The sequence below is a fragment of the Schinkia acidoalkalinis genome, assembly GCF_054301215.1.
In genome coordinates this window covers 244,854-258,425 of sequence record NZ_CP182573.1, presented here as the reverse complement: position 1 = coordinate 258,425, position 13,572 = coordinate 244,854, and the positions used below count along the sequence as shown (strand labels likewise).

Below are 13,572 nucleotides of genomic sequence, written 5' to 3'. Positions count from 1 at the left end.
CTACCTTTTTTTCATTGTTTTCAATTATATGTGGAAAAATTGTTAACTCTATTTCCAACTTTGATCCCATACTTCACAATCGTCCCAACCGGCAATTCCAACACAGATTTAGCATGCTTCACAGGCCAAATAACACTCCACGGTTTAACATTTTCTTTCATATATATAATCTCTCCGATTTTGTTCACAAAAACGACATCAATAGGAAAAAACATAAAAAACATATGGATCGAATTACAGGGATCAATCAGAATCCCCTCACCAATAATGGGCTTTAATCGAAACATTAATCCTCGAAATCTATTCCAAAAGGTATCATACCGTTCGATTTTTATTGGTAGTTCAAGCTCTAGCGTAGCCGTCAATAATTTTAAATTCATCATTTTTCCATCCCTAAATTCACTTCCAGATTAACGTATTTCATGAATTATTTATACATTGTTGCCAAAAGAACAGCCGTGCTACTATACAGTTACAAATAGTGATTCCTAGTGCAAAAGTCACGTGTTTGTACATTTTAAATATACAGATAACCACAAAATCGGAAGGTGGATAATATTATGATGAACAAAATGAAGAACTTTATCAAAGAAGAAGAAGGACAAGGTATGACTGAGTATGGGTTAATCATTGGTTTAGTAGCGATTATTGCTGCTGTTGGATTAACTTCGATGGGTAGTACTTTAAAAGCTAAATTTGATAGTATTGTTTCAAGTTTAACTGGAAATTCAACACAAAGTAATCAATAAAATAAACCTGTGACATCTCGCTTAAGCAACACAAACTTAAGCAAAATCTTCCCCTTCATATTTTTAAATATAGACCGTTAAGCCCCCATTTAGAAAGTAGTCTTCTACAAAGCAATACGAATTACTATGTCAATAATAAAGCCTCACTTTCTTCAATATTGAAGTTTGTGGGGCTTTTCTTAAATTAAAAATTTAGGAGAGTGAATCATGATCTATACCCTACTCATTGTTATTTTGGGAATCTCCTTATTTACAGATATTAAGTACCGCAAGATTTTAAATGTGGTAACATTTCCGGCGATGATTCTAGGATTGCTATTAAATATGTTTACCCATGGATGGGATGGCTTTTTGTTTAGCTTTTACGGATTATTAACGGGTTTTGCACTGCTAATCATTCCTTATTTATTAGGGGGTATGGCTGCCGGTGATGTGAAATTATTAATGGCGATTGGTGCTTTGAAAGGAACTGCATTTGTGATTGGTTCTTTCTTATATATTGCGATTATTGGTGGAATAATAGCCTTAATCATTCTTATTATGAAAAGAGAATTGTTGGACTCTTTAAAACGGATTTTCTTTTCGTTTCAATTGAGAACATTGGACAGCTTAAGTAAAGCCGAGATCCATCATGCTTTTCCATATGGAGTAGCGATTGTATTAGGAACAGTGCTATACACTGGAGTGAATGTTTTTTAATTGCAAAATTCCTTCTAACCGTCAAGTTACTGGAGTGAGTGGGCTTTGATTAAATCTCAAAAGGGTCAAGCCATGGTTGAATTGGCTTTAACATTACCTATTTTAATCCTTATCCTATTTGGAATTATCGATTTCGGGCGAATTTTCCATGTCTATCTGACCCTTGAAAATGCGGGAAGGGAAGCGGCACGAATTGCCAGTTTAGGTGGTACAGATACAGAAATTGCTCAAATGGCGAAACAGGCTGCGCCATCGCTTAATGGGAACAATATCACTGTTACAGCCTCACCTTCCAAATCATATCGAACAACAGGTACCTATGTAACGGTTACTTTGACATATCCGATTTCGTTCTCCATCCCACTTTTGAGTAGTTTTTTACCGGACCCAGTAATGATTCATTCAAAAACGGTTATGAGGGTGGAATGATGGATGAAGGCATTTTTCAAAAATGAAGATGGGGAAGTTCTAGTTTTAGTTGTTCTTTTTCTTACAATATTCGTTGCTTTCCTTGCCTTGGTAATTGATGCAGGTTCTATTTATTTAGAAAAAAGTCGGCTCCAAAAGATAGCGGATGCTGCTGTACTTGCAGGTGTACAAGACTTTCCAACCAATTATGATAAGACAAAATCAGAAATTACGAAAACGATTCAAATGAATGAGGGAGATCCGGCAAACTTCACGATTTCAACAAATTCGGCATATACAATGCTGCAGGTTGCTGGCAGCCAAAAGGCTACGTTTTATTTTGCGAAAGCACTGGGTTTTCAAGAGCCGGTTGTCCAAGTAAAGGCAAGGGTGGACCTTTATCCTTTATCTGTAGGAAGTGGGGCAGTTCCCTTAACCGTTCAATCGTCCGTAAATTTTTCATATGGTTCTTTGCAAACTCTAATGGTTAGTGATTCGACGAGTGGAAGCTTTGGGGCGATTGATTTATCAGGATCGGGAGCCAGCAATTTTGAAATGGATTTGACTAATGGATATCAAAGGGATTTGCAAGTAGGTACTCTTTTAGACATAGAGTCTGGAAAAATGTCTGGCCCTACGGAGCGGGGTGTCAATTATCGAATTTCCCAGTGTCCGAATGCAACCTTCAATAATTTCCCTCCGAACTGTGAAAGAGTTGTCCTTGTCCCCATTATTCAATCCATTCCAGGAAATAATAAGCATGTTCGAGTAGTCGGTTTTGCAACATTCTTTTTGGAACAGGTGACTGCAAGCAGCACGAATGCACTGGTGACCGGTCGCTTTATTCGAAAAACATATATCGGAGAATCGTCATCAAGTCAAGCCAATTTCGGAACTTATAGCTACAAAAAGACACAATAATAGGTGATTCTTTTGAACACAAAAAAAATTTGGATAATGGCGATTATTTTCGGCATCATCATGGCTTCCATTTTTTATATAGTAACGGCTCAAAAGGCAAAAACAATTCCTAATAACACTGTAGTGGAACAACCGCCCTCCGAGGAATCTACAGAGGTAGGTACAGATACAAAAGTAGCGAACGGTCTTCAAATTGGCGCCGGGAAACGTGCTATTTCGATTGCGGTTGATGAGGTTCAAAGTGTTTCAGGGTTTGTACGTCCAGGATCTTTTGTTGATATCGTCGCTACATTTCCCGCGCAAACCAATATGGCAAAATCCCCCCAAATGATTATTGAAAATGTAAGGGTTTTAGCCGTAGGAAAAACAACTGTAGACCAGGAGGGCAAAGAACCTGAAGCCTACCAGACGATTACGGTTGAAGTTAGTCCACAGGACGGTGCCACCATTGCCTTTGCAAAACAGGGCGGCACGATTACCTTGATGTTAAGAGGCAATGAGTAAAATCGTGTTTTATGCCAAAAAAAAGGAAAGATGCCAACAATGAGAATCAATTATTATATTTTTTCAGAAAAACAAATGTATTCAATGGCAATCAAAGAGATGATGGAGGAATTAAAAAAGCATAGCAAAATTTTTGACGTCTTTTCGGACCTATTAAAAGAAGCGGAAGACTCTAAAAAAACGGTCGTCATTATCGGCCCTAATTCACTCCAGGATCCGTATGAACTTTGTCAATCTGTTTCGCGGAAAATGCCGATGACAGCCGTTCTTTTAATCCTAAATAAAAGAGAAATTGATTTAAAAAAAGCAATGTTTGCAGGTGCCGTTGATATTGTTGATATTGATAGTGAAGAAGCTGAAATCATTGAGGCCCTTGAAAAAGCGGAGCAAGTTGTGCAGTTAAAATATGAAAGTAGTCAGCTTGATGAAGAAGAAAAAGAAGCAAAAGTGATTTCGGTCTGCAGCACAAAAGGGGGCGTTGGAAAAACAACACTTAGTGTCAATATTGCAACCGCATTAGCGAAACATAATTTAAAGGTAGCTGTCCTTGATTTGGACTTGCAATTCGGGGATATTTCCTTGTTGTTTGATGAACAGCCTACAAGCACGATGTACGATTGGGTGAAACAATCCTATGAAAATGGGGACAAATCGTTTGAACAGTTTTTAGTTAAAACAAAACTAGGCATCGACCTCATGGCAGCCCCGTCGTTGCCAGAGTTCGCCGAGTTAATCACTGGGGAACATGTTGATTATTTAATTGAGGCACTAAAAAAAAATTATGATGCTATCGTTGTGGATACACCACCTGCCTTTGTTGAAACCAGCTTGGTGGCGCTTGACCATTCCGACTTTATTTTACTAATTGCCTCTTTAGATTTACCGGCTTTAAAAAACGGAAAACTTGCTGTTGAGACACTGAATGTCCTTGGTTTTAAAGATAAAATCTCGATTGTTTTAAACCGTGATTCCGAAATGGAAGGGATGACGCTTGATTTAATTGAAGATGCCCTAGGAATGAAAATTAAGTGGCGTATCCCTAGTGATTATCGAACCGTGATTGCATCGATTAATAAAGGAATTCCATTTGTTTTTTCAGAACCCAGGACACCTGTGGCTAAAGCTGTTTTAACCCTCGCAGAGAACATTTTAAGGGATGTCCGCCGTGAAGGCGGTATTGAAATTGAAAAGAAAGAAAAGCGGAAGAAAGGTTTTTTTATAAAAAGAAAAAAAGCAAAACGGATATAGTTTATCGTAATTGTATTATGTAAACAAGAAAGAAAGTAGGGGAAATGATGTCACTTTTAAAACGGATTAATGAAAAAAGTTTTTCAACGATACATGAAAACAGAACTACCGACGATACATCTCCCCAAAAAAGGGATCGGAATAAACCGAAGGAATCAGAGTTGAAAGTAACGCTGCAAAGTCATATTGTCACTGAGTTAAAAAAGAAACCAGATCTCACAGATGAGCAGCAAATGGATTTAATCGAGCAGGAAGCAATGAAGTTTTTAAACGAAACGAATGACCGCCTAACATTTGAAGCGAAAAAAGAATTAACAGATATTATTTCTTCTGAATTGATTGGGTATGGACCGATTACGAAACTGTTAAATGACCCGGAAGTGACGGAAATTATGGTCAATGGTCCCTATCATATCTATGTCGAGAAGAAAGGTAAACTCCAGCTAAGTGATTACTATTTTCGTGACAACAGCCACGTCTTGCAGATTATTGAAAAAATCGTGTCCCCACTTGGAAGACGTATTGATGAAAGCAGTCCAATGGTGGACGCGCGCCTGCCAGATGGCTCAAGGGTTAATGCAATTATTCCACCCTTATCATTAGTTGGTCCGACAATCACCATTCGTAAGTTCCCTCATGAACGTTTGCAGATGAACGACTTTATCAAATTTGGATCTTTAACGGAAGAAATGGCACAATTTTTGGATGCTTGTGTCAAATCAAGACTGAATATTTTTATTAGCGGCGGAACAGGAAGCGGGAAAACGACACTGCTCAATGTTTTATCCTCTTTTATCCCGCATGATGAGCGGATTGTTACGATTGAGGATGCGGCTGAACTCCAGCTTCTGCAGGATCACGTCGTTTCATTAGAAACAAGGCCACCTAATATTGAAGGAAAAGGTGCTGTCACGATTCGTGATTTGGTGAAAAACTCACTACGGATGCGGCCAGATCGGATTGTAATAGGGGAGGTTCGCGGCGGCGAGGCGTTGGATATGCTACAGGCGATGAATACCGGTCATGATGGCTCGTTGGCTACCGGCCACTCCAATTCGCCGCGTGAAATGTTGTCTCGTTTAGAAACGATGGTGCTCATGGCTGGAATGGACCTGCCAATCCGCGCGATTAGAGAACAAATTGCCGGTGCAGTCGACTTAATTATCCAACAGGCAAGGTTAAAAGACGGCAGCCGGAAGATTGTCAGCATAACTGAAGTGATTGGGATGGAAGGGGATACCATTGTTTTACAGGATTTATTTGAATATAAGCAAACGGGTACGAATGCAGATGGCAAACTAATTGGTAAACACGCTTCAACTGGTATTCGCCCCTATTGTTCTGAAAAACTGGAGCGATATGGGTTCGAATTACCAGCGGTGTGGTTCAATGGAGAGTGACGGCATGGGTGTTTTTATTTTTATCATATCGACATTATGCTTTGCTTTGGCCGGGACTTATTATGTAAAGAAAAAATATGTCGTCAAACGCAGAATACAACAGTTGATTACGAAGAGTCCAACAATAGTAGGTGAAGGGCAGCCAAAAGAAAAAAAGCATGCTCTTCATGCTCTTATTCATTCCGTTAAATCATTGGCAAAATGGATAAAAACGCCGGAACAGAAACAGATTAGGCTGGAAAGAGACCTGGAAAGTGCAGGCATTCCTTTAAAGGTGGAAGAGTTTATTTCCATTAGATTAATTATTTTTGGCCTTCTTTTTGTTGTTTCTTTACTTTTACATCTTCATATTGTAATGTCGATTTTGGTCGCTTTAATAGGGTGGAGGTTGCCAGGATTTTACTTGAAAAAGAAAAAAGAGGACCGTCTTGCCGCAAGTGTGGCCCAGTTACCCCAGGCATTAGAGACGATGGCCAATGGGATGAAATCAGGATTTAGTTTTCTCCAATCGATGCAGCTTGTAGCAAAAGAAATGCCAGATCCGATTGGCCTAGAATTTACTAAAAGCATTAAAGAAATTAATTTTGGCCTTCCTCTTGATGTGGCGTTAAATAATTTGTTAGAGCGCTTGCCAAATAAAGACCTAGAAATTGCCGTTTCAGCGGTACTAATCCAACGAAGCACAGGTGGAAATTTAGTTAGAATCCTGGACACAATCCAAGAAACAATCTCTGAGCGAGTTAAAATGAAGGATGAATTGAAAGCACTAACTGCTCAAGGGAGAATTTCCGCCTTGATTATTACGGCCTTGCCAATTGTTTTAGGAGTCCTACTAAATGTGATGAATCCTCACTATTTTGATCCGATGTTTGCCCATCCGCTAGGCTGGGTGTTATTGGGCACCGGGGTTTTATCAGGTTTATTGGGCTGGATTTTCATTCAAAAAATCGTGACAATTGAGGTGTAATCGAACTATTTACTTCTGTGAAGTCGCGGAAATATTCGAGGTTTATTTACTACGTTTACTTCTGTGAAAGTGAATTTCCGTGTGATAAGCGAGGTGAAGTTAATGCTCAAAATCATTTTATGGCTCGTTTCTTTTATGTTTTTTACATGTATCGGTATGCTTGTATTTAACCGGTTATATAAAAATAAATTATTGATTTATCATCGCGTATCCCAACTTATCACGCAAAAAACGGCGGAAACAGGGGATGGAGATGATTTGGTTAATAAAACCATTTATGAACGCTTTGTCCTGCCTTTCGTTACTAAAATCCGCAAGTCTGTTCGTGATATCACGCCAAAGCAAAAAACGGCCCAAATTGAAAAGCGTCTTCAGGCAGCAGGCCATCCATTTGGGCTTTCAGCAGCAGACTTCTTATTAATACAACATGTCTTGCCAGCAGCCTTATTTTTATTGTTGGTGTTTGCATTTGTCCCAGCTTCAGATGAAAAAGCAAAAGTCATTCTACTAGCTTTGATAGGTGCAGGTTTTATCTATTTTTACTTAAACTATTATTTAACGGCTAAAAGTAAACAACGCGTTCATGAAATCGAAAGGGCGATGCCCGATTTTTTTGACATGTTAAATGTATCTATTGAAGCAGGGCTGGGATTGGACGGAGCCTTGAAAAAGGTTTGCAATCAAATTAAATCGCCGTTGTCCAGTGAATTTTTGAGTGCGCTGGAGGATATGAAGTTAGGCAAATCAAGAAGGCAGGCCTTCCTAGAAATAACGTACCGCGTGCCCTCTGAGTTTCTTAGCAGCGTCCTGCATTCCATCATCCAGGCTGACCAAATGGGAATGGGTATGAGTAAAGTGTTGCGAGCCCAGACAACACGGATTCGCGAAAAGCACCGTTTTACGGCAAAAGAAAAAGCGATGAAGGCACCGGTAAAAATGCTCATTCCAATGGTATTGTTTATCTTTCCAACGTTATTTGTCGTGCTGCTAGGGCCAGTGGTTATGAATTTAATTACTACGTATTTTTTGTAATGATCTTTTTTATGGCAGGGGTGGTTGAGCCAGGTAAAGCTCAGCCGCCCTTTTGATTTGTATCCTTAAGTCCAAGCCAATCCATTCATATTCATCATTGCCCTTATATTTCATCTATTACAGTTTGGTTAAAAATAACAAAAATGATGGTAAATCCAACAAAACCCCCATAAATAGGAAAAGGGTACGAATTTTGTATATAGAGGATAAAATTACAACCAATCAAGGGAGGATATGAAAATGAATAAGTGGGTTAAGAAATCAATTCCGTTAGTTGTAGCAACGAGCTTGGCTTTTACAGTAATTCCAGGCGGTGTCGATGCAAAATCAAATAATGGTAATGGAAACGGGAATGGAAAAGGAAATAGTAAGGGTAATAACAAAAAAGTTGAGCAAGTGATCAATGTAACCGTTAATAAAAAATTCGACCTCAAGGATGTTGAAAAACATTGGGCTAATGAAGATATTTATAAAACATACTCACTTGGGATCATGTCCGGCTATGATGATTTTACATATCAGCCGAATAAACCAGTGACACAGCTGGAAGCAATTTCATCTCTTGTGAGGGTATTAGAACTAGATGGCACAGACAGAAATCCTTCACTTTCTAATAAAAATTTAAAAGACGTTCCAAGTTGGGCTAGAACAACGGTTGCAATTGCCATTGAGGAAGATTTATTGGATGGCTCCAATAAATTCCAGCCAAATAAACCGGCAACTCGGCTTTTTATAACTAACTTACTAGTTAAATTAGTTGATACGGATATTGATGTTTGGAAAGATGCAAAACTTTCATTTAAAGATGTTGAGGGATTAACGAAAGATGAGAGAGCGATTTTGGCGTTTGCCACATTAACGAAGCTGATCAGTGGCTATAATGATAATACTTTCCAGCCGAATAAACCAGTGACGCGTGCAGAAATGGCCGTACTCATTAACCGTTTATTAGATTACAAGGAAGACTTAGGTGATTACTATAATCAAACAGGAAAAGGTACGATTGAATCAATTGATGCTGGAGATTCTGAGATTACGATCAAACAAAGGGTAAAACAAAATGGTGAATGGAAATATGTAAGTAAAGATTATGATGTTGATGATGACGCTAGAATATATATTAATAGCAAGTCTTCATCACTATCAAAATTAACTGAAAACATGAGTGTAGATTTTACAGTTAACAAAGATGGTGACATCATATATATTAACGCCAAGTCTACTGTTGAGGCAGATAAGGAATACAGTTATAAGGGTGTCATTACAAAGATAGATAATAATATTGTTTGGGTAAAAGTTGATCTTGTAAATGTGCCGTTCCTCATTAACAGCAATGTGAAGATCACAACAAAATCAGGCGACAATGCAGATATTGAGGACTTAGAAGTGGATCAAACAATCTCCTTTAATCTGAATTCATCTGGAGCAGTTAATGAAATTTTAATTAACGACCAACTGCAAAAAGAGGATGATGTTAGAAATCTATTGAAAGATTTAGGGGAACTAGATAAGATTGATCTCACTATTGAAGGAGACAACAATTCAGAAATCGATATTTTCTTTGAACGTAAATCAAGCAGCAATTATGAGGCAAAAATCAAAATTGACTTAAAAGACAATCCTTTTGAACTTTCCGACAAAGCAGCGTTAACATTCCTAGAAAACTTTATTAATAATGAAAATATAGATTTCAAGGAAGCAAGTCGATCTGAAGTGAATGAATTTGTTGATGACTTGATCGATGAGTACAATATTTCCGATGCAGATACTGAAGGGGTCATCGTTGTTGATGGTGAGGAATACAATTTATAAAAAATTAGATACTTGCAATTTGAAGAGCGGGAGCCCATCCTCGCTCTTTTTTTGTTATCAACAGTTTGTTTAATGTTAACCAAAATAAAATTATAGTTTACATAAATATAAAATTCCAGTAACATAAATGTAGAAATGGAAAAAGTTTGAGAGGAGGGCAGTGATGAAAAATACTAGGGATTTAGTTTTAGTAGCGATGTTTGCTGCATTGACGGCAATTGGCGCCTTTATTAAGATTCCAATTCCTTATGTCCCTTTTACCCTGCAATATTTGTTTTGTGCATTGGCCGGCATTATTTTGGGGTCAAGGCTTGGGGCCTTGTCACAGATCCTTTATGTCGGTATTGGCCTCATTGGGTTACCTGTTTTTACTGAGGGCGGAGGGATTAGCTATATTTTTAAACCGACCTTTGGTTATTTGATTGGTTTTATTGTAGCGGCTTATGTCATTGGGAAAATCATCGAGAAGTGCAAGGATGTTACCTTTACCAGAGCAACAATCGCGCTTTTCTCGGGTTTATTTTTTGTTTACTTTTTCGGCGTTTTTTATCTGTATTTTATTTACAACTTTTACATTGGAAAAGCGATTACACTTTATTTCGCCTTTTTCTATGGCTTTGTCGTTTGTATAGCAGGCGATATATTTTTAACGTTATTAGCAGCCTACATTTCTATCAAACTTGTACCTGCATTAAGAAAAAGTGGCTATATGGCCTTGAATCATTAAAGAGGAGTGGATTTCATGAAAGACTTTATTAAAAATTTAGAGAACAAAATCATTGCCGGTGAAGCAGTTACATATGAAGAGGTCCTGCAATTGGCCGAGATTACCAATGAAGATGATTTAAAGCAACTTTATGCGAGTGCAAACAATATTCGTGAAGTGTTTTGCGGGAATGAGGTTGATCTTTGTACGATTATGAATGCAAAATCAGGGCGCTGCTCCGAGGATTGCAAATTTTGTGCCCAATCAGCCCATTTCAAAACGAATGTCGAAGCTTATGATGTTGTCTCCCCAGAGGAAGCATTAAAACTAGCAAAAGAAAACGAGAGTGAAGGTGTGAATCGCTTTTCGTTGGTTACAAGTGGCAGGGGACTTAAGGGTCGTGATTTTGAGAAGGTTTTACATATCTATGACGAGTTAAATAAAGAAGTTGGCATCAATCTATGTGCTTCATTAGGAATTCAAGAGTACGATCAACTAAAACAACTAAGAGACAGAGGCATCACAATGTATCACCATAACTTGGAAACTAGTAGAGAATACTATGGAAATATTGTTACAACCCATAGTTACGATGAAAGAATTGACACCATTCATGCAGCAAGAGAAGCTGGCATGGGCGTTTGTTCAGGTGGAATTATTGGTATGGGTGAGAGCAGAGAGGACCGCATTAAGCTTGCCTTCCAATTAAGTGAGCTAGATGTTCAATCCATTCCAATTAACGTCTTAAACCCAATCAGCGGTACGCCGCTAGAAAATGCCGAAAGATTGAGCCAGGATGAAATTCTTAAAACAATTGCTATTTTCAGATTTGTTAATCCTAAAAGTATGATTAGACTGGGTGGGGGAAGAAATCTTATTGATGGGTCTGGAAAAGATTGCTTCAATGCTGGGGCAAACGCTACGATTACAGGCAATTATTTAACAACCTCTGGAAATAAAATAAAAGACGATATGAAAATGATCGGCGATTTAAAGTTGGAAATCAGAAAAGATGCCTAAAGGAATTTTTATTGTTGGAACGGATACAGATGTAGGCAAAACAGTGGTGACAGCTGGACTCATGCATGTTGTAAGAAACAATGGCTATAACGCCTGTTATTTCAAAGCGGCACTGAGTGGTGCCGCTGAAGATGGCCAGAAACTTGTACCAGGTGACACGGAACTAGTAAGTGAAGTAGGACGTATAAATGAAGCCTATGAAAATATGACACCATATGTTTTCAAAACACCTGTATCCCCGCATCTTGCGGCAAGGCTCGAACATAAACCAATCCAAAGGTCTGTTATTCTCGAAAAGTTTGTCTACTTAAAGCAGCATTATGATTATATTATAGCTGAAGGAAGCGGTGGTATTGTTTGTCCCTTGATTGAAGAGGACAGCAACGTGTATACGATTGAAAATTTAATTAAAGAATTAGGTTTTGCTGTAGTACTCGTTGCTAAAGCAACACTTGGGACTATCAATCATACCGTACTTACCGTCAAATATTTAGAATCAGCAGGCATCAACATAAAAGGAATCATCCTAAACTATTATGAAGAAAATGTATTTTGTGAAGACAATGCGAGGATGATTGAAAAGCTGACAAAAGTACCAATCATCGCCAAACTGAAATCCATAGAAAGTAAGCATGAGACATTCATAGAGGCGATAAGAGAGAATGCAGAGGCTGCTTTTTCAGTAGAGAACATTTTAAATTGTATGGAATCTTTTTAAGAGGTGTAAGAATTGAATCAATATGTTGAAAAGGATCTACAATATATATGGCACCCATGCTCTCAGATGAAAGATTATGAAGAGCTGCCCCCAATTGTCATTGAAAGAGGGGAAGGAGTATGGCTCTATGATATTGATGGCAATAAATATTTGGATTGCATTTCATCATGGTGGACCAATACATTGGGTCATAGCAATAAGCGGATCAATGAAGCGTTAAAAAGGCAAGTAGACAGCATCGAACATGTGATTTTTGCCAATTTTTCTAATAAGCCAGCGATTGAACTAGCTGAACAACTTGTCAAAATAACGCCTAGCACACTTTCGAAGGTATTTTATTCCGATAATGGCTCGGCCGCCGTGGAAATTGCATTAAAAATGAGCTTTCATTATCACGCTTTAAAGGGAAAGACAAAGAAACGAAGATTTGTCGCGCTAAGTGATGCCTATCATGGCGAAACTCTTGGGGCACTTTCTGTTTGTGATTTAGACCAATATAATAAAATTTACAAACCCCTCCTTTTAGATACGTTACGAGTGGAGGGGCCGGATTGTTATCGATGTCCATTTAGGCTGCAGCGTGAAAGCTGTCAAGCGGAGTGTTTCGAAAATATGGAGAAGTGTATCCGTGAAAGTCATGAGGAAATTAGCGCGGTGATCATTGAGCCGATGGTGCAAGGGTCGGCAGGGATGAAAATCTATTCGCCGCTTTATATGAAGAAGCTGCGCGAGCTTTGTGATCAATATGATATTCATTTTATTGTCGATGAAATTGCAGTAGGCTTTGGTAGGACAGGAGAAATGTTCGCGAGCAACCATGCAGGTATTAGCCCTGATTTTATGTGTCTATCCAAAGGTATCACCGCCGGCTACATGCCGATGTCAGCGGTCCTTACGACGGATGATGTTTATGATTGTTTTTACGGCGATTATGAGGAGCATAGAGCATTTTTGCATAGCCATACCTATACCGGGAATGCCATGGCCTGCGCAATTGCAGTGGAAAACTTAAAGATATTTGAAGAAGAGCATATTATTGAAAACAATAAATGGAAGGGCGAGTTGATTAAACAGCTTACGCTTGAAAAGGCCAAAGAATCAAAATATATTGGCGAAGTTAGAAGCATAGGCATGATTACCGCCATCGAACTTGTAAAAGATAAAGCTACAAAAGAAAGCTTTCCAGCAGAGATGAGAGTAGGCTATGAAATATATAAAATTGCACTTAACAAAGGGCTCCTCTTAAGACCATTAGGTAATATCCTGTATTTCATTCCTCCTTTTGTTATTAATAAAGAGGAAATTAAATTTATGGTGGACACCTGTTTTGCAAGCATTGACCAATTCTTTGCACAAAGCACTCTAAAACGGTAAAATAACCAATATAC

Annotated in this window: 15 protein-coding genes; 14 read left to right on the top strand and 1 reads right to left on the bottom strand. The window is 38.4% G+C overall.

The genetic code is table 11. From position 1 onward, the window contains the following. Positions 1 to 20: 20 nt before the first annotated feature. Complete coding sequence (locus tag ACNQFZ_RS01255; RefSeq protein ID WP_458413555.1) at positions 21 to 383, bottom strand: DUF192 domain-containing protein; 363 nt, start codon at positions 381 to 383, stop codon at positions 21 to 23. Positions 384 to 560: 177 nt separating this feature from the next. Here ACNQFZ_RS01255 and ACNQFZ_RS01250 point away from each other — a divergent pair, with 177 nt between their 5' ends. From ACNQFZ_RS01250 to bioA, 14 genes are all read left to right on the top strand, one after another. Then, entirely contained in the window at positions 561 to 749 is a 189-nt protein-coding gene (locus tag ACNQFZ_RS01250) for a Flp family type IVb pilin (RefSeq protein WP_458413554.1), read from the top strand. Positions 750 to 956: 207 nt separating this feature from the next. After that, positions 957 to 1,448 carry an A24 family peptidase gene (locus ACNQFZ_RS01245; RefSeq protein ID WP_458413553.1) on the top strand — a complete coding sequence of 164 codons (492 nt, stop codon included), beginning with the start codon at positions 957 to 959 and terminating at the stop codon, positions 1,446 to 1,448. 45 nt (positions 1,449 to 1,493) lie between these two features. Further along, positions 1,494 to 1,877, top strand: coding sequence for a TadE/TadG family type IV pilus assembly protein (locus ACNQFZ_RS01240; RefSeq protein ID WP_458413552.1), 384 nt, complete (start codon positions 1,494 to 1,496; stop codon positions 1,875 to 1,877). Positions 1,878 to 1,880: 3 nt separating this feature from the next. After that, positions 1,881 to 2,777, top strand: a complete 897-nt coding sequence (locus ACNQFZ_RS01235; RefSeq protein WP_458413551.1) for a pilus assembly protein TadG-related protein — start codon at positions 1,881 to 1,883, stop codon at positions 2,775 to 2,777. 12 nt (positions 2,778 to 2,789) lie between these two features. Further along, a complete protein-coding gene (gene cpaB / locus ACNQFZ_RS01230) occupies positions 2,790 to 3,281 on the top strand; it encodes a Flp pilus assembly protein CpaB (protein ID WP_458413550.1) in 492 nt (163 codons plus the stop codon). 39 nt (positions 3,282 to 3,320) lie between these two features. Then, positions 3,321 to 4,529 carry an AAA family ATPase gene (locus ACNQFZ_RS01225; protein ID WP_458413549.1) on the top strand — a complete coding sequence of 403 codons (1,209 nt, stop codon included), beginning with the start codon at positions 3,321 to 3,323 and terminating at the stop codon, positions 4,527 to 4,529. Positions 4,530 to 4,576: 47 nt separating this feature from the next. Further along, the gene (locus tag ACNQFZ_RS01220; protein ID WP_458415273.1) at positions 4,577 to 5,929 is read left to right on the top strand and encodes a CpaF family protein; all 1,353 of its coding nucleotides are present in this window, start codon (positions 4,577 to 4,579) and stop codon (positions 5,927 to 5,929) included. Positions 5,930 to 5,933: 4 nt separating this feature from the next. Continuing rightward, complete coding sequence (locus ACNQFZ_RS01215) at positions 5,934 to 6,896, top strand: type II secretion system F family protein (protein WP_458413548.1); 963 nt, start codon at positions 5,934 to 5,936, stop codon at positions 6,894 to 6,896. A gap of 102 nt (positions 6,897 to 6,998) precedes the next feature. Beyond that, complete coding sequence (locus tag ACNQFZ_RS01210) at positions 6,999 to 7,928, top strand: type II secretion system F family protein (protein WP_458413547.1); 930 nt, start codon at positions 6,999 to 7,001, stop codon at positions 7,926 to 7,928. A gap of 240 nt (positions 7,929 to 8,168) precedes the next feature. Next, on the top strand, positions 8,169 to 9,740 hold the full coding sequence (locus ACNQFZ_RS01205; RefSeq protein ID WP_458413546.1) for an S-layer homology domain-containing protein: 1,572 nt from the start codon (positions 8,169 to 8,171) through the stop codon (positions 9,738 to 9,740). 163 nt (positions 9,741 to 9,903) lie between these two features. Continuing rightward, positions 9,904 to 10,467: a biotin transporter BioY gene (locus ACNQFZ_RS01200; RefSeq protein WP_458413545.1), complete on the top strand. Its 564-nt coding sequence runs from the start codon at positions 9,904 to 9,906 to the stop codon at positions 10,465 to 10,467. A 15-nt stretch (positions 10,468 to 10,482) separates the two neighbouring features. Then, positions 10,483 to 11,466, top strand: a complete 984-nt coding sequence (gene bioB / locus ACNQFZ_RS01195; RefSeq protein WP_458413544.1) for a biotin synthase BioB — start codon at positions 10,483 to 10,485, stop codon at positions 11,464 to 11,466. Continuing rightward, positions 11,459 to 12,184: a dethiobiotin synthase gene (gene bioD, locus ACNQFZ_RS01190; protein ID WP_458413543.1), complete on the top strand. Its 726-nt coding sequence runs from the start codon at positions 11,459 to 11,461 to the stop codon at positions 12,182 to 12,184. The genes bioB and bioD overlap by 8 nt, the downstream gene beginning before the upstream one ends. A gap of 12 nt (positions 12,185 to 12,196) precedes the next feature. Next, a complete protein-coding gene (gene bioA, locus ACNQFZ_RS01185) occupies positions 12,197 to 13,558 on the top strand; it encodes an adenosylmethionine--8-amino-7-oxononanoate transaminase (protein WP_458413542.1) in 1,362 nt (453 codons plus the stop codon). Positions 13,559 to 13,572: the final 14 nt, after the last annotated feature.

Excerpts from the sequence above, each read along its gene's own strand:
- ACNQFZ_RS01250 (WP_458413554.1), top strand. The coding sequence starts at position 561 with ATGATGAACAAAATGAAGAACTTTATCAAAGAAGAAGAAGGACAAGGT.
- ACNQFZ_RS01225 (WP_458413549.1), top strand. The coding sequence starts at position 3,321 with ATGAGAATCAATTATTATATTTTTTCAGAAAAACAAATGTATTCAATG.
- ACNQFZ_RS01215 (WP_458413548.1), top strand. The coding sequence starts at position 5,934 with ATGGGTGTTTTTATTTTTATCATATCGACATTATGCTTTGCTTTGGCC.
- bioD (WP_458413543.1), top strand. The coding sequence starts at position 11,459 with ATGCCTAAAGGAATTTTTATTGTTGGAACGGATACAGATGTAGGCAAA.
- ACNQFZ_RS01200 (WP_458413545.1), top strand. The coding sequence starts at position 9,904 with ATGAAAAATACTAGGGATTTAGTTTTAGTAGCGATGTTTGCTGCATTG.
- ACNQFZ_RS01255 (WP_458413555.1), bottom strand. The coding sequence starts at position 383 with ATGATGAATTTAAAATTATTGACGGCTACGCTAGAGCTTGAACTACCA.
- ACNQFZ_RS01235 (WP_458413551.1), top strand. The coding sequence starts at position 1,881 with ATGAAGGCATTTTTCAAAAATGAAGATGGGGAAGTTCTAGTTTTAGTT.
- ACNQFZ_RS01205 (WP_458413546.1), top strand. The coding sequence starts at position 8,169 with ATGAATAAGTGGGTTAAGAAATCAATTCCGTTAGTTGTAGCAACGAGC.
- ACNQFZ_RS01245 (WP_458413553.1), top strand. The coding sequence starts at position 957 with ATGATCTATACCCTACTCATTGTTATTTTGGGAATCTCCTTATTTACA.
- bioB (WP_458413544.1), top strand. The coding sequence starts at position 10,483 with ATGAAAGACTTTATTAAAAATTTAGAGAACAAAATCATTGCCGGTGAA.
- ACNQFZ_RS01220 (WP_458415273.1), top strand. The coding sequence starts at position 4,577 with ATGTCACTTTTAAAACGGATTAATGAAAAAAGTTTTTCAACGATACAT.
- ACNQFZ_RS01210 (WP_458413547.1), top strand. The coding sequence starts at position 6,999 with ATGCTCAAAATCATTTTATGGCTCGTTTCTTTTATGTTTTTTACATGT.